Raw genomic sequence first — 16,957 nt, forward strand, 5'->3', positions numbered from 1 at the left:
TATATGTGACTGATTTAAATAATATTATAAATAATAAAACTACTTTAAAATATAGAGATAAAAATTATTTATAGTATTGTTATTCTTTATTGTATTAATGAAAGCGATTTTTAATAGGATTAAACAGCAAATATTACCACTAAAGTAAATGATTTTTATATAGGTAAGATAATGATTTTTTTATTAATAAAATTGCATAATCTATTTCTTTTTCAGTAGTAAATCTTCCAATAGAAAAACGAAGTGAATTATAAGCTAATTTCTCATGTAAACCCAAAGCCAAAAGTACATAAGAAGGTTCTAAAGTAGCAGAAATACATGCAGAACTAGAAGAAATAGCTAAATCTTTTAAAGCTAAAATCAATGATTCACCATCTGTATTCCCAAAATTTACGTTAATTATATTTGGTAAACTATGATTTAAATCGCCATTCAGTGATATATTATCTAATTTATTAATTCCTTGCCAAAATCGATTTCTTAATGATTTTATTTGTATTGCTTCTTTTTCAATTGCTTTATTTGCAATGCGGTAAGCCTCTCCCATCCCAACAATTTGATGCACTGGCAAAGTTCCAGAACGAATTCCACGTTCATGTCCGCCGCCATGAATTTGAGGTTCAATTTGACGATATGGTTTTTTGCGTACATATAATGCACCAATACCCTTTGGTCCATATACTTTGTGAGCTGAAAAAGACATTAAATCTATTTTTAATTTATTTAAATCTATCGGTAGCTTACAAACACTTTGTGCTGCATCTACATGAAACGTAATTTTATGTTTATGACATAATTCTCCTATACTTCTGATATCTTGAATAGTACCTATTTCATTATTAACATGTGATATTGAAACTAAAATAGTATCATTACTTAAAACATTTTCTAATTGCTCAATTGAAATAATGCCTTTATTTGAACATTTTATATAAGTAAGGTTAAAACCTTTATTTTCTAAATAATTGCAAGTATCTAATACTGATTTATGTTCAATATTAGTGGTAATAATGTGTTTTCCTTTTTTTTTAAAAAATTGAGCAGTTCCTTTAATAGCTAAATTATTTGACTCAGTAGCACCAGAAGTAAAAATAATTTCACGTGGATCTGAATTAATTACTTGTGCTACTTGATTACGTGCTATATTTATTGCTTCTTCCGCTTTCCAACCAAAAAGATGTGATTTAGAAGCGGAATTACCAAAAATTCCATCTATAGTTAAAAATTTCATCATTTTATTAGCAACACGTAAATCAACCGGTGTAGTTGAAGCGTAATCTAAATAAATTGGTAATTTCATTTTATATTAATTCCATCGATTTTTAGAAAAAATTAATTAATTTTGTTAATAAATTTAATATATAAACTTATTTATAAGTATAATTTTTTAAAAATATTATTTATTTTTTTGACATATTAAAATTCATTATTTCATTAGCTACTAGTTATATCGATGCAATTTTAATGTAATGATATTTAAAATAATTATTATTATAAAATATTTAATACTAAAATATATAGATACTATCTAGCAATATTAAAGTTGATTTAGCATTTAATATTAATTACAATAATGCAAATAATACATTGTATAATAATAAAAATTCAATAATTTATTATAAAAATTTATAATGTATTAATTAAATTTATTTCCTTTCTGGTTGTAATATCTTAACGAGAAATAATGATGCACCCGATGCTGAATATTGCTACACGTGCAGCGCGAAAAGCTGGAAACTTAATAATTAAAAACTATGAAATCATAGGTTCTATTAAAATAAACAATACTAATAATAAAAATATTATGAATGCTATTAAAATTACATTGGAAAATTTGATGATTGACGTAATTCATAAAGCGTACCCACAACATACTATCCTTACTAAAATACACGATAATATTGTTGGTAAAAATCGAGATATAAAATGGATAATTGAACCTATAGATTCTATTCATAATTTCATTAAACGTTTGCCTCATTTTGCGATTTCAATTACATTAATTGTTAAAGATCGTGCTGAAGTAGCTGTTATTTACGCTCCTATACTAAATGAATTATTTAGTGCTATACGTGGTCAAGGCGCTCAACTCAATGGTTATCGCTTAAGAAGTAATAATGCATTTGATTTACAAAGAATTATATTGGCTGTTGGTACTTTATTTTCGAAACAAGAAGATAATCAAGAATATATAAGGAAAATAAATAGAATATTCAATCAAAAACATATAGATTTTCGTAGAACTGGTTCAGTAGGATTAGATATGGCATATGTAGCAGCTGGACGTGTAGATGCTTACTGTGATATTGGATTAAAACCTTGGAATTTTGATGCAGGTGCACTATTAGTACGTGAATCCGGTGGTTTGATCACTGATTTTAGTGGTAATGATAATTATAAAGATTCAAAAAATATTATTGCAGCTAACCCTTATATATTAAAAGAACTATTACTAAATATGCGTAAATATCAATGAAGGGCGGCATTATAATGTCGCCTTTCTTTATTGATTTCTAATTTTTTATAATTTTTTCAATTTACTTCTGTACCCTATCATTCCCATTATACCAGACAATGATGCTTCTACCATTAAGAAAGCAAAGGTGATCCAACTATTTTTTGAAGTGGATTTTATTGCTTTTTCTAATTTTTTATCTTTAGCATCTTCTATTTTTATATTTTCCTTTATTTTTGTTGTTTCCTTATCATATTTTTTTTTGTGTTTATTAGTTGTTTTATCAATTGCTTTTAAATAGATTTTTATGTTGTGTTTTATATCCTTAGATTTTATATTCTTAGTTTGATCAGTAGATTCATGTGATTTTGTTTGGTTTTTATTATGATTTTGCATGTTTTGAAACCAATTAACAAAATGTATATATGAATTTTTCATGTCATCAGTTACATAGAAATATCTGCTATTTTGTAAGTATAATGATTCCTTTTCAAAATTTTGTTTCTTTATATATGTTTTTTGATACGATTTAATTTCTGATTTATTTTTTAAAGTATCTAAATGGTTATCAAATTCCTTTTTTTGATTTTTATAAAACTTCGAAATAGGTAATATACTATTAACATTATTTTCTATATTTTTAAAACTAAGTGATGCTGCACCTAACACATCACTAAATAAACTACTAGCAAATGCAAATGCTAACCATAAACTAATTAATGTACTTATACTAAACACTAGCAATCCATGTAGTACTCCTGCACATTTTGCTAAACGTCCAGCAATAAAACTACCTATTGATACAGAAGATAGAATTGTTACCGCTATCCAAATTAATGCATTAGTACCTAAATTATGATTGTCTGATGAATAAATACTTGAAGTACCAATTGCGGTTCCTAATACAGTTAATAAAATATGTAAAATTAAGGTAAAAATAACACCAGTAAAAATCGCACTCCAAGAAATAGAACCATACATTAAATTGCTTGTCCCTTGATCCATTGAAGAGTTTTCCTTACTACCATTATCGATTTTGGTATCAAACATAATAAATTCTCCTTGTAGCAAAGACATAGATTTTTTATTCAGTATCACACATACTTAACAAATTTAGGTTAGTCAGAGAAATATCTTTTAACCAGAAAAAATATAAATAAATAACAACAGTATATACAAAAAAAATAAATTCAATGATACTGCTTAAATATAAGTTAACATAAAAGCACAATAATTTTAAACAAATTATATGTAACAAAATATTCAATAACCTTTAAAAGAGCTTACTAATAATACTGGATAATATATGTTATTTTTAACTAAATTAAAATAAAATAATTAACTATTAATTTATTTTAATAAAAACTTTAATTTACTAATATATAAACTTTTAAATTTATTAATTAAAAATTTAAATTTTTAATTAATAAATTTATATAGTTAGATGATTTCAATCTATACTAGATAAATTTATTTTTTATTTAAATGAAGTAATTATACTATTAATATAATTATTTATTATAAATTAATTTTTATTAAAAATAATTAATTTATAATAATCCTATAATACATAAAAATATTATATTAAATATAATTATTTAAATAATTATATTAACAAAAATAAATGCTATTTTAAAATATTATAAATATACAGGATAACGATTACAAATATTTAAAACTTTTTTCTTTATGTTTAATATTAATTTCTTATTATTAATATCATCAAGTATATCAGCAATCCAGTTAGCGATACTAGAGACATCAAGTTCTTTAAAACCACGACGCGTTATAGCTGGAGTACCAATACGAATTCCAGATGTAATCAATGCTCCTCTTAAATCATTAGGAACACTATTTTTATTTACTGTTATATTTGCATTACTCAATGCACAATCTGCTTCTTTACCTGTTATATGTTTATTTGTTAAATCCAATAAAAACATATGATTAAAAGTACTATTAGAAATAATTTTATAACCGCGATTGATAAATACTTTTACCATAGTTTGTGCATTATTAATTACTTGATTTTGATATATTCTAAATCTAGGTTCCATTGCTTCTTTAAAAGCAATTGCTTTACCTGCTATAATATGCATTAATGGTCCACCTTGATTGCATGGAAACACAGAGGAATCTAACTTATTATACATAGTTTTATTACCATTTTTAGCGATAATGAGACCACCACGTGGGCCAGCTAATGTTTTATGAGTAGTTGAAGTAACTACATGTGCGTATGGAATAGGACTTGGATATATACCTGCTGCTACTAATCCAGCAATATGTGCCATATCCACAAATAGATAAGAGTTAACACTATCAGCTATTTCTCTCATTCTTTTCCAATCACATAAACCAGAATAAGCAGAAAACCCGCCAATAATCATTTTTGGTTTATGTTCTTGTGCCAGTTGATTCATCATATTATAATCTATTTCGCCACTTGTATCTATTCCATATTGAATTACTTTATACAGTTTGCCAGATAAATTAACAGATGCACCGTGAGTTAAATGACCTCCCTCATTTAAACGCATACCAAGTATAGTATCTTTTGGTTTTAATAATGCTGTATAAACTGCAAAATTAGCTTGAGAACCAGAATGAGGTTGGACATTAGCATAATCAGCATCAAATAATATTTTTGCACGTTCAATAGCTAATCTTTCTATTCTATCAACATGTTGACAGCCACCATAATAACGTTTACCAGGATAACCTTCAGCATATTTATTAGTTAACTGTGATCCTTGTGCTTGCATAACACAATGGCTAGTATAGTTTTCGGAAGCAATTAATTCAATATGATTTTCTTGACGTAATATTTCTTTTTCAATTACTCTCCATAAATCAATATCATAATCTGCAATGCTTATTTTTTTTAACATTTATGCTCCATGTATATTTGTAAATAAATAATAACAATACTAATTTTTATATAAAGGTATAATAATACATGAAATTAAAAATATATAAAATTATTTTTTAAGTAATACACTAGATTATATATCAATTATAAGAATTGATTGCGTGCATTATAAAATATTTGCATCCATGGACTATCTTCATTCCAATCTATCGGATGCCAAGAATTATTAACTGTACGAAATACTCTTTCAGGGTGTGGCATCATTATAGTAACATGTCCATTCTCATTAGTAACTGCTGTAATACCATTCGGTGACCCATTAGGGTTACATGGATATGTTTCTGTAACTTGTCCATAGTTATCAACAAATCTTAATGCAACCAAATTTTTAGATTCTAAATTTTCTAAAAATTGATTATTAGGAACATCTATGCAACCTTCACCATGTGATACAACAATAGGAATATGAGAGTCAATCATATTCTCTAAAAATAGTGAAGGACTATTGGCTACTTTTACTAAAACAAAACGTGATTCAAATCTTTCTGACTTATTTTGTATAAAATTTGGCCATAAATCACTTCCAGGTATAATTTTTCTTAAATTAGATATCATTTGGCAACCATTGCATACACCTAAAGTTAAAGTTTGATCAGAATGGAAAAAGTTCGCAAATTCATCACAAATATGTGGATTAAATAGTATAGATTTTGCCCATCCTTTACCTGCTCCTAATACATCGCCGTATGAAAAACCACCACAGGCAACTAAAATTTGAAAATCCTTTAAACTAAAATATCCAGAAATTAAATCACTCATATGCACATCAACAGGAATACAACCTGCCCTTTTAAAAGCAGCTGCCATCTCAATATGTGAATTAATGCCTTGTTCCCGTAATATGGCTACTCGAGGATATTTAGTTATAAGAGGAGATATGAAATTTTTTACTTTAAATGTTAAATTAACATTTAATCCTGGATTATTATTATCTTTCTTTATTTCATGTTCTTGATCAGCGCATATTGGGTTATCACGCAAACGTTGCATTTGCCAAGTTGTTTCCGCCCACCATTCACGAAGAACAAAACAATTTTCGCTATAAATTATTCCCTTATTTCCTGAACGAATAATAAAAGAACTATTTTGTTTTGCATTTCCAATAAAATAACTACAGCTTGACAGGTTATTTGCTAAGAGAATTTGATATACTATATTATAGTCAAGTTGATTAATCTGAATTACTGCACCTAATTCTTCGTTAAATAATATTGCTAAAAGATCGTCACCTAAAGAAGCAATATCTATATCTATACCACAGTGACCTGCGAATGCCATTTCTGCTAATGTAGTGAATAAACCACCATCTGACTTATCATGATAAGCTAATAGTTTTTTATTGGCAATTAATTCTTGAATGGCGTAAAAAAAATTCTTTAACTGTTGTATATCTCTTATATCAGCAGTTTTATTACCGAGTTGACGATATACTTGAGCTAATGAAGTTGCACCTAATGCATTGTTATTTTTACCTAAATCAATAAATATTAACATATTATCTTGATTAGATTTTATTTCGGGTGTTACAGTAAGACGGACATCCTCTACACGAGCAAATGCCGTAACTACCAAAGACATAGGAGCAGCCATCTCATACTGGATATTATCCTTATACCAACTGGTTTTCATAGACATAGAATCTTTACCAACTGGAATAGTAATACCTAGCATAGGACATAATTCTTCACTTATGTTTTTTACTGCTTGGTATAAACCGCTGTCTTCTCCTGGATGACCAAATGCAGACATCCAGTTTGCAGAAATTTTTACTCTTCTTAAGGAACCAATATTTGTAGGAGCTATATTAGTTAATGCTTCTCCTATTGCCAAGCGACTAGATGCTACAAAATCTAATAAAGCTACTATTGGACGTTCACCTATTGCGTAGGTTTCACCATAGTAACTATCAAAACTAGCTGTGATTACTGCACAATCAGAAACTGGAACTTGCCATGGACCAATCATTTGATCTCTGACTACCATTCCGGTTACACTTCTATCACAAATAGAGATAAGAAATGTTTTTTCTGCTACTGCTGGTAAATGCAATACACGCTTAACTGCATCAATTAAATTGATTGTACTTAGTTGTAAATTTATACCATTTGTCTTTTTACTTTTAGCACTAATCGTTATTTTCGGATTTTTCTTGAATAACATATCAACAGGTAAATCAATAGGCTTATTTTTGAAATAACTATCTGTCAAAGTAATATTTCTATCTCTAACAACCTCACCAATCACAGAATAAGGAGTTTTTTCACGCTTACAAATTGAATCAAATTTAACTAAATCCTCTGATTTAATTGCAATTACATATCTTTCTTGAGATTCATTACACCATAATTCTAAAGGACTCATACCTGGTTCATCACTTAAGATATTACGAATATTAAAATAACCACCATAATTTCCAGAACTAATTAGTTCTGGTATAGCATTAGATAATCCTCCAGCACCAACGTCATGAATAAATATAATTGGATTTTTTTCTCCTAACTGCCAGCAATAATTAATAACTTCTTGACAACGACGTTCCATTTCTGGATTTTCTCTTTGCACTGATGAATAATCCAAATTATTAAATTTACTATCTATGACAGAAGAAGAAATGCTTCCTCCTAAACCAACATTCATTGTCGGTCCACCTAAAACAACTATTTTCGTACCAATCGAAATATTTCCTTTTTGAATATGTTGATGTCTAATACTGCCTATACCTCCAGTTAACATAATAGGTTTATTGTAACCTCGAATTTCTATTCCATTATAGCTATTAACTTGTTCTTCATACGTACGAAAATAACCATTTAGTATTGGACGACCAAATTCATTATTAAAAGATGCACCACCTAAGGGACCTTCAATCATAATATCTTTTGCATTAGCTATATTAGATGGTTTACCAAAATGTACTTCCCAAGGTTGTTCAAAATTAGGAATCAATAAATTAGAAACAGAAAAACCTACTAAACCTGCTTTTGGTTTTGAACCACGTCCAGTTGAACCACAATCACGAATTTCTCCCCCAGCCCCAGTAGCTGCTCCTGTCCATGGAGAAATAGCAGTTGGATGATTATGCGTTTCTACTTTCATGATGATATGCATATTTTCTTTTTGATAGATATATTCTTTATGTTTATCCTCGGGAAATAAAAGATTTATTTCTGAACCTTCCATAACTGAAGCATTATCTTTATATGCTGAAAGAATATATTCTGGTGTTTGTTCTAAGGTATTTTTTATCATGTTAAACAAAGATTTTTTTTGTCTTTTCCCATCTATAATCCAATTTGCATTAAAAATTTTATGACGACAATGTTCAGAATTAATTTGAGCATACATATACAATTCAATATCTGTTGGATTTCTCTCTAATTTAATAAAAAATTCAAATAAATAATTAATATCTGCATCTGTTTGTGCTAAACCTAAATATTCGTTTGCTTCAATTAAAGCATTGCGGCCTTTATTCGCTATATCAATAATATTTAGAGGTTTAGGAGAATATTCAGTGAATAAATATTTAATTTCTGAAATGTTATCACATGTTATTTCTGTCATACGATCATGTAATATCTTTGCTATTCTTTTCCAATTTAATTCATTTAAATCATTATATTGAATATAAAACGCTTTGCCTCGTTCTAAACGAATAATTTGAGGAATATTACAAACATGAGCAATATCCGTTGCTTTTGAAGACCAAGATGAAATAGTACCTGGACGAGGTACTATTAATAATAAACGACCTTTTGGTAAGTTTTTATTAGATAAATATTCGCATTCTATTAAAGATTGAAAACGATATTTTGTTTTTGGATCTAGGGGTATTTGAGTGTATATAAAATAAATGTACTCTGCATAAATATCATTTATTATTAAATTAACATCTTTGAATTTATTAATTAATTTTTTTTTATTAATATTTGAAAGTATAGATATACCACCACGAAAAAATTCAATCATTACAAGATCTCTTATTTATAACTGTAAGTTATGACTTTTTACCAGATACATGGAAAAAATAAATTATATTCTAAATATTACTTTAGTTAACATAAAAAACTGATAATCATAATTACATTGATTAAAAATAATAATTTTTACTATTTTAATTAAAAAGATCAAATATCATTGATAACAGATATAGCATTTTTAATTTTGCGATTTACTATAGAATTTAAATCATAAAATATATGAGATATAAATGTAACCATACTATATTTTTAAAAAGCTTATTAACTCAACATGTATTTAATTTGCAAATTTATTAAGTTAAAATGTTTATACTAGTTATTTCTTTTTCGAGCAACATTAAAAAAATTCTTTAATAAAGCAAGACATTCTGTTGATAATACACCCGTAGTTAATTTTATTTTATGATTTATTCCAGAATAACTTAAAACATTCATAACTGATTCTACTGCACCATTTTTCATATCGTAAATTCCGTATACTAACCTATAAATACGGCTATGTACCATAGCACCTGCACACATAGCACATGGCTCTAAAGTAACATATAGTGTAGTATCCAATAAACGATAATTTTTTAAAGCTCTACCACCATCACGTATAGCTAAAATTTCAGCATGAGCACTTGGATCATGTTGGCTAATAGAACGATTCCAACCTTTACCAATAACTTTAGCATCTTTTACCAAAATTGCACCAACTGGTACTTCACCTTCTGCTGAAGCTATGTTTGCCATTTCGATAGCATATTGCATCCAATATTCATCTTTAATTTCACTCAAAGTTTTATATTCCTTGTATTATTCTATTTTTTTTAGTGTACCATTAGAAGTCACTCGCCAGCGATAATCACAAAAAAATAATAAAGGATCATCTTTCTTACTATCACTATAACCACTGTATAATTTTAATGGCATTCCAATTTTTTTCTCTAATTGAATTACTTTTTCATATCCGAGACAACGCACTTTTAATATCCGACCACCAAATTTACGTTTCATTACAGTACCAATTAAATATATTTGTTTAAAAAAAGAAAAATCACGATAGATATGCTCTACTAGTGATTTTGGTGAACCAGTGATAATCCAAACATCTGTATTTTCACTTTTAATATAATTAATTAGCTTTTTTTGAACTATAGGAAAAATTGTCATGCGTGATTTAAATAATTTTGCAAAATTTTTTTCTATACATATTAATGAGTTTTCATTCCTCCCAAAGGTAATAGACCACAACAATAAACTAATTGGCCAACGGGATTCAAATCCTTGAACAATTAATCCAATTAATATTACTGGTAATAATGGTAATAACAAAAATATATTTAATGGATAATGAAAAATCAAGTAAAGTAAGAAACTACCAAATATATCCTGTTTATGTAATGTACCATCTAAATCAAAAAAAATTATACGGCGTTTTTTTTTATATTTTTTATCAAATTGTAATTTCCTTAAGTTAAACCTATTATTTCATAAGGATTTAGTTTTTAGCTTATAAATAATAAAAAATTAATTAAATGTTTTTAAATCTAAAAATAAAATTTCTTATAAATTCATTTTAATTATCTAGCTTTCTATAATTACCATAGCACATGCATAGTAACGTTCATCTGTTAAAGCAACATGTATATTTCTTACCCCTAATTTTTTTGCTAGTTCATTTACTTTTTGGAAAAATATTAATTTTGGTTTTCCTAATTCATCATTAAAAACTTCAAAATGATTAAATGCTAAACCACAACGTATACCAGTACCTAAAGCTTTTGCTGCCGCTTCTTTAACAGCTAAACGTTTAGCTAAAAATCTTGCTGGTCTTTTGTGCAATTGATATTGTTGATATTCAAATTCAGTTAAAATTCTGTTTGCTAAACAGTTACCAAAACGATTTATTACTTTAATAACACGTTCTATTTCAACAATATCAGTTCCTATTCCTAAAATACTCATTACCTACGTACTTCTCTTAATAACTGCTTCATATCTTTTACTGCAGTTGATAAACCTTTAATTACAGCATAACTAATAATAGAATGTCCTATATTTAATTCATGTATTTCAGGTATTAATGCAATTGGTATAACATTATGGTAATTTAAACCATGTCCAGCATTTATCTTTAATCCATGCTGCGCAGCGAAATTTACGGCATGACTAATACGATCTAATTCTCTATTACGTAATATACCTTCTGTTAACGCTGAATATGTACCAGTATGAACTTCAATATATTCAGCTCCAGTATTTAATGCAGCTTCAATCTGTATTTGATTAGCATCAATAAACAATGAAACTACTATTCCTGAATTTCTTAATAATTTCACTGCCTTGTTAACTTGATCTTGATTATTATATATATCTAATCCGCCTTCAGTAGTAATTTCTTGACGTCTTTCAGGTACTAAACAACAAGAATATGGTTTGATTTGACAAGCTAAATTCATTATATCTTTGTCAATAGCCATCTCTAAATTCATACGAGTTTGAAGTGTCTTACTGATTATTTTAACATCACGATCTGTAATATGACGGCGATCTTCACGTAAATGAATTGTAATACTATCTGCACCTGACTGTTCAGCAATCAAAGCAGCTAATACGGGATCAGGATAACTAGTACCACGTACATTACGTATTGTACCTACGTGATCAATATTTACACCTAACAGCAAATCATTCATAATTTCCCTTTAATTAATTTTATAAAAAACCATAACTCATTTAAATAATACAGCTATTATTTAAATGAGTTATGGTTTTTTATTGTATTTTTCACTGCAGTTATTATATAATACTATCATAATAAGTTACTATTCTAATTAAAGATACAATAAGTAAATTCTAATCTTTACTGAAATTAATTGTAAATTTCTTATTTAAAAAAAATAATAAGATATATTAAAGCAATAGCTTGTTAATATTATATTGATTAAAATTTTTATATAAATAAAACGTAAATAAATATTTTTAACTTATTAAATAAGGATAGGTTTTTATCCATAGGTAAAGACACGTTTTAGTTTTAAATATTTTTTCCATTTCTAAACGTGCTTCTTTACTAATAGTTTTAATTTTATTACCTTTATGACCAATTATTATTTTTTTTTGATTATTGTTTTTAACTAATATTGTACCATTGATATTATAATTGCCATTAATAATGGTAAAATTTTCAATTTCAACACTAGATTCATAAGGTATTTCTTCTCCAAGAAAACGCATTAATTTTTCTCTAATAATTTCTGATGCTATAAAACGTTCAGAACAGGTAGTTATGTATTCTTTAGAATACAAATGATTATGCTTTGGTAGTTTTTTCTTGATAATTTCTAGAATAGAATTTATATTTTTACCCTTTTTAGCAGATATAGGTACAATTTCAAAAAAATTTCTTTTTTTACTGATAAATTGGATATAAGGTAATAAGTTAATCTTATTTTGAACATTATCTATTTTGTTTATAGCCAAAATTAGGGGGGTTTTATTGCTAGATAATTTATTCAATATTGCTTCATCATTAATAGTCCAAATAATGCTGTCTACTACAAAAATGATTAAATCGACATCTTTAATTGTTTTGTCTATTAAAAAATTAGCAGATAAATTTTGATGTATTAGTGATGTATTATGATGTTTTAAATCCAAACCAGGAGTATCTAAATAAATAATTTGATATTTTCCTTCTGTATAAATACCAGTAATACATTGGCGAGTAGTTTTAAATTTACGAGAAGTAATTGATATTTTTTCGCCTAAAAGCTGATTAATCAAGGTAGATTTTCCAACGTTAGATCGACCTATGATTGCTACAAATCCACAGTAAGTAATATAGTTATTCATTTAATTCCTAATGTAATTAAAGCCTGTTTAGCAGCAGCTTGTTCTGCTTTACGACGACTAAAACCTACACCTATAATCGGTTTAGTTATTCCACTAACTTGACAATGAATTGTAAATTCTTGATCATGAGCTTCACCGCGTACCATTACCATTAAATAAGCTGGTAATGGTAAATGTCTACTTTGTAAATATTCTTGTAAACGAGTTTTATTATCTTTTTGTTTGTCTCCAGGACTTATTTCATTTAATTGAGTTTGATACCAGTTTAAAATTAATTGTTCTATTGTATAAATATTACTGTCAAGAAAAATACCACCAATAATTGCTTCTACTGTATCTGCAAGAATAGATTCACGACGAAAACCACCACTTTTTAATTCACCTACACCTAAGCGTAAACACTCACCAAGTTCAAATTTGCGAGCCATTTCAGCTAAAGTATTACCTCTTACTAAGGTAGCACGCATACGACTCATATCTCCTTCATTTATATTTGGAAATTTATGGTAAAGTACATTTGCAATTACATAATTAAGGATAGAATCACCAAGAAATTCAAGACGTTCATTATGTTTACTATTTGCACTACGATGTGTTAATGCTTGTTTTAAAAGTTCTAAATCTATAAAAGTATAGCCAAGTTTGTTTTGAAGTTTCTTTGTCAAAAAATGATTCATGTGATTCCAAATTTTTTACACTTATAAATCTTAATATAAAAATGAAATTAAGTATTTAACTTATTTTTATTTTCTTCATATTCACCTCTTTAATAAAAAATTAATTAAAAATTATTTTATTTAATAATACCAATTCTGCTCAATCTAATTCCATGAGGCCAAATGCTTTCCTGTTTTTCAAAACTTATCCAAATAAAGGTCGCTTTACCGATGAAATTATCTTCAGGAACAAATCCCCAATATCTACTATCTGCACTATTATCACGATTATCACCCATTACAAAATATTGTCCTTCTGGGACTATCCAACTTGTTCTTGATTTACTAGTTTGTTGGTAATATAGATCAACTTGACTACCTATTTCATTTGCAAGTAAAATATCGTGATTAACTTTACCTATTATTTCTTTTCGTGTATTCAAACGAATACCTTCTTTTATATCTTTGTTTTTAGATATTTGATAAAAATCATTTGTTTCAATTTTTTCATTAAAAGTTTGAATGAAATTACTTGGTTTAATATTAGTGTAGGTAATTTGTAAAAAATTATTACAATTTTTTTTGTTATTACACTTTGGACTTATTTCGAGTTTTTTGCTATAAGGATTATAGGTTACTTTATCTCCTGGAATACCGATAATACGTTTAATATAATTAAGTTTTGGATCTTTTGGATATTTAAAAACTGCAATATCACCGCGTTTAGGCTTGCCAATGGTAATTAATGTATTTTGTGTGATTGGATTTTTAATTCCATATGTAAATTTATTTACTAAAATAAAATCCCCAATCAATAAAGTCGGCATCATTGAACCAGAAGGTATTTGAAATGGCTCATAACAAAAAGAACGAAAAAGAAATACAACCATCAGTGTAGGAAATATTGATGCTATATGTTTAATACATGTCTCTAAAAAAACTAAAATTGTAGAATTTTTTTTATCTATAAATTCATTACTTTTAAATGGCCATTGAAAATAATCAATAACCCAAAAAATACCAGCAAGTAATGTTACAATAAATAAAATTAAAGAAAAATTATTAACCATTTTTTAAGGTTCCTTTATTTTTTATCATTACCAATATGTAAGATAGCTAGAAATACTTCTTGTGGTAATGCAACATTACCGATTAATTTCATTCTTTTTTTTCCTTCTTTTTGCTTTTGTATAAGTTTTTTTTTGCGACTAACATCACCTCCATAACATTTAGCTAAAACATTTTTACGTAATTGTTTAATATTTGTACGTGATATAATATGATTTCCAATCGCTGCTTGAAGTACAATATCAAATTGCTGACGAGGGATGATTTCTTTTAATTTTTCAATTAAATTTTTCCCCATATTTTTAGCATTATCTCGATGAGTAATTAGTGTCAATGCATCAACTCGTTGAGAATTAATTAAAATATCAACACGAACCATGTTAGAAACCTGAAAACATTTGAAATTATAATCTAAAGATGCATGACCATTTGATATGGATTTGAGTCGATCAGAAAAATCTGAAACTATTTCTGCCATTGGTATATCATATTTAAGTGATACCTGATTTCCATGATATATTATCTCAGTTTGTATACCTCTTTTTTGAACACATAGTGTAATAATTTTTCCTAAATATTTTTTTGGCAGTAAAATATTACAAATAACAATTGGTTCACGCAGTTCTTTAATATTATTAGTTGGTGGTAGTTTAGATGGATTATCGATATAAATGATATCATCATTAACAATTTTTATTTCATATGCAACTGTTGGTGATGTAGTAATTAAGCTAAGATTATACTCGCGTTCTAGTCGTTCTTTAACAATTTCCATATGTAACATACCTAAAAATCCACATCTAAAACCAAATCCGAGTACATTTGATGTTTCTGGTTCATAAAACAAAGATGCATCATTTAAACTTAATTTACTAAGTGCATCTCGAAATAATTCATAACCATTTGGTGTAGTTGGAAATAAACCAGCATAAACCTGTGGTTTAATTTTTTTAAAACCAGGTAATGCTTTATCAGTTGGTTTGTATGCGTGTGTTAAAGTATCACCTACTAAATTACTAATACTATTCTTAATAGTACATATTACCCAACCTACTTCACCACATCTTAGTATTTCACGATCTACTTTTTTTGGAGTGAAAATACCAATTCTATCAGCATAATATGTACGATTATTGCTAAATATCTTTATTTTATCACCCTTAAGTAAGGTGCCATTTTTAATTCTTATTAAAAATATTGATCCAAGATATTTATCAAACCATGAATCAATGATAAGTGCTTGTAATGGATCACTAGGATTACCTGTTGGTGGTGGAATATTGACTACAATAGCTTCTAAAACTTCTTTTACACCATATCCTGTTTTCGCGGAACAAGTTATCGCTTTAGTTGCATCAATACCAATTATATCTTCAATTTCTTTAGTTACACGGTTTGGGTTAGATGATAATAAATCAACTTTATTCAAAATTGGTAAAACTTCTAAGTTCATGTCAATTGCTGTGTAGCAATTTGCTAAAGTTTGTACTTGTACTCCCTGAACAGCATCAACTATTAATAATGCACCTTCACACGCTGCAAGAGAACGAGAAACTTCGTAAGAAAAATCTACATGTCCTGGAGTATCGATAAAATTTAATTTATAAATTTTATTATCTTTTGCCTTATAAGTAAGACTTACACTTTGAGCCTTTATTGTAATACCTCGTTCACGCTCTATATCCATGGAATCAAGTACTTGTTCAGACATCTCTCTATCAGTTAATCCACCACAGATTTGAATTAACCGATCAGATAATGTTGATTTTCCATGATCGATATGTGCAATAATAGAAAAATTTCTTATTTTTTTCATTATATTGATTTTATTAATAAAATTTTTAGAAAATTGATAATATCTTACTTGCATAAGATATTTTGTTTTTTTATATTAATTTAATAACTAAAATATCTATAATTTTTTTGCATTAAAATATAAAAATTAATACATTTATAGTTATTTTTTAATTTTTACATTCAATATTATATGGAAAATATAATATTTTCCGTAATTTACTAATTTTTA

At 27.1% G+C, this 16,957-nt stretch carries 13 protein-coding genes; 1 reads left to right on the forward strand and 12 read right to left on the reverse strand.

What is annotated here, in order from left to right:
* Positions 1–139: 139 nt before the first annotated feature.
* Complete coding sequence (locus CRV12_RS01510; protein WP_136130875.1) at positions 140–1,300, reverse strand: IscS subfamily cysteine desulfurase; 1,161 nt, start codon at positions 1,298–1,300, stop codon at positions 140–142.
* 387 nt (positions 1,301–1,687) lie between these two features.
* Between CRV12_RS01510 and suhB the strand changes: the two genes are divergently transcribed.
* Positions 1,688–2,476, forward strand: coding sequence for an inositol-1-monophosphatase (gene suhB, locus CRV12_RS01515; RefSeq protein ID WP_136130924.1), 789 nt, complete (start codon positions 1,688–1,690; stop codon positions 2,474–2,476).
* 45 nt (positions 2,477–2,521) lie between these two features.
* Here the strand turns inward: suhB and CRV12_RS01520 are convergent, their stop codons facing one another.
* The 11 genes from CRV12_RS01520 to lepA all read right to left on the reverse strand — a co-directional run bounded on the left by CRV12_RS01520 (position 2,522) and on the right by lepA (position 16,747).
* Complete coding sequence (locus CRV12_RS01520) at positions 2,522–3,505, reverse strand: TIGR04086 family membrane protein (protein WP_136130876.1); 984 nt, start codon at positions 3,503–3,505, stop codon at positions 2,522–2,524.
* A gap of 590 nt (positions 3,506–4,095) precedes the next feature.
* A complete protein-coding gene (glyA, locus tag CRV12_RS01525) occupies positions 4,096–5,346 on the reverse strand; it encodes a serine hydroxymethyltransferase (RefSeq protein ID WP_136130877.1) in 1,251 nt (416 codons plus the stop codon).
* A 125-nt stretch (positions 5,347–5,471) separates the two neighbouring features.
* The gene (gene purL / locus CRV12_RS01530) at positions 5,472–9,356 is read right to left on the reverse strand and encodes a phosphoribosylformylglycinamidine synthase (RefSeq protein ID WP_136130878.1); all 3,885 of its coding nucleotides are present in this window, start codon (positions 9,354–9,356) and stop codon (positions 5,472–5,474) included.
* 323 nt (positions 9,357–9,679) lie between these two features.
* Positions 9,680–10,147, reverse strand: coding sequence for a tRNA adenosine(34) deaminase TadA (gene tadA, locus CRV12_RS01535; RefSeq protein WP_136130879.1), 468 nt, complete (start codon positions 10,145–10,147; stop codon positions 9,680–9,682).
* Positions 10,148–10,165: 18 nt separating this feature from the next.
* A complete protein-coding gene (yfhb, locus tag CRV12_RS01540; RefSeq protein WP_136130880.1) occupies positions 10,166–10,780 on the reverse strand; it encodes a phosphatidylglycerophosphatase C in 615 nt (204 codons plus the stop codon).
* A 156-nt stretch (positions 10,781–10,936) separates the two neighbouring features.
* Complete coding sequence (gene acpS / locus CRV12_RS01545) at positions 10,937–11,317, reverse strand: holo-ACP synthase (RefSeq protein ID WP_136130881.1); 381 nt, start codon at positions 11,315–11,317, stop codon at positions 10,937–10,939.
* Complete coding sequence (pdxJ, locus tag CRV12_RS01550) at positions 11,317–12,048, reverse strand: pyridoxine 5'-phosphate synthase (RefSeq protein ID WP_136130882.1); 732 nt, start codon at positions 12,046–12,048, stop codon at positions 11,317–11,319. The genes acpS and pdxJ overlap by 1 nt, the downstream gene beginning before the upstream one ends.
* Positions 12,049–12,334: 286 nt before the next feature.
* The gene (gene era / locus CRV12_RS01555; protein WP_136130883.1) at positions 12,335–13,207 is read right to left on the reverse strand and encodes a GTPase Era; all 873 of its coding nucleotides are present in this window, start codon (positions 13,205–13,207) and stop codon (positions 12,335–12,337) included.
* Positions 13,204–13,884, reverse strand: a complete 681-nt coding sequence (rnc, locus tag CRV12_RS01560; RefSeq protein ID WP_136130884.1) for a ribonuclease III — start codon at positions 13,882–13,884, stop codon at positions 13,204–13,206. Before rnc ends, era begins: the two co-directional genes overlap by 4 nt.
* Positions 13,885–14,000: 116 nt before the next feature.
* On the reverse strand, positions 14,001–14,933 hold the full coding sequence (gene lepB / locus CRV12_RS01565; RefSeq protein ID WP_136130885.1) for a signal peptidase I: 933 nt from the start codon (positions 14,931–14,933) through the stop codon (positions 14,001–14,003).
* Between the two features lie 14 nt (positions 14,934–14,947).
* Positions 14,948–16,747, reverse strand: coding sequence for a translation elongation factor 4 (gene lepA / locus CRV12_RS01570; RefSeq protein ID WP_136130886.1), 1,800 nt, complete (start codon positions 16,745–16,747; stop codon positions 14,948–14,950).
* Positions 16,748–16,957 lie beyond the last annotated feature (210 nt).

It is taken from the genome of Candidatus Pantoea edessiphila (assembly GCF_002933315.1).
In the GTDB taxonomy this organism is placed as follows: domain Bacteria; phylum Pseudomonadota; class Gammaproteobacteria; order Enterobacterales; family Enterobacteriaceae; genus Pantoea_C.

Excerpts from the sequence above, each read along its gene's own strand:
- CRV12_RS01510 (WP_136130875.1), bottom strand. The coding sequence starts at position 1,300 with ATGAAATTACCAATTTATTTAGATTACGCTTCAACTACACCGGTTGAT.
- suhB (WP_136130924.1), top strand. The coding sequence starts at position 1,688 with ATGCACCCGATGCTGAATATTGCTACACGTGCAGCGCGAAAAGCTGGA.
- CRV12_RS01520 (WP_136130876.1), bottom strand. The coding sequence starts at position 3,505 with ATGTTTGATACCAAAATCGATAATGGTAGTAAGGAAAACTCTTCAATG.
- glyA (WP_136130877.1), bottom strand. The coding sequence starts at position 5,346 with ATGTTAAAAAAAATAAGCATTGCAGATTATGATATTGATTTATGGAGA.
- purL (WP_136130878.1), bottom strand. The coding sequence starts at position 9,356 with ATGATTGAATTTTTTCGTGGTGGTATATCTATACTTTCAAATATTAAT.
- acpS (WP_136130881.1), bottom strand. The coding sequence starts at position 11,317 with ATGAGTATTTTAGGAATAGGAACTGATATTGTTGAAATAGAACGTGTT.
- pdxJ (WP_136130882.1), bottom strand. The coding sequence starts at position 12,048 with ATGAATGATTTGCTGTTAGGTGTAAATATTGATCACGTAGGTACAATA.
- era (WP_136130883.1), bottom strand. The coding sequence starts at position 13,207 with ATGAATAACTATATTACTTACTGTGGATTTGTAGCAATCATAGGTCGA.
- rnc (WP_136130884.1), bottom strand. The coding sequence starts at position 13,884 with ATGAATCATTTTTTGACAAAGAAACTTCAAAACAAACTTGGCTATACT.
- lepB (WP_136130885.1), bottom strand. The coding sequence starts at position 14,933 with ATGGTTAATAATTTTTCTTTAATTTTATTTATTGTAACATTACTTGCT.
- lepA (WP_136130886.1), bottom strand. The coding sequence starts at position 16,747 with ATGAAAAAAATAAGAAATTTTTCTATTATTGCACATATCGATCATGGA.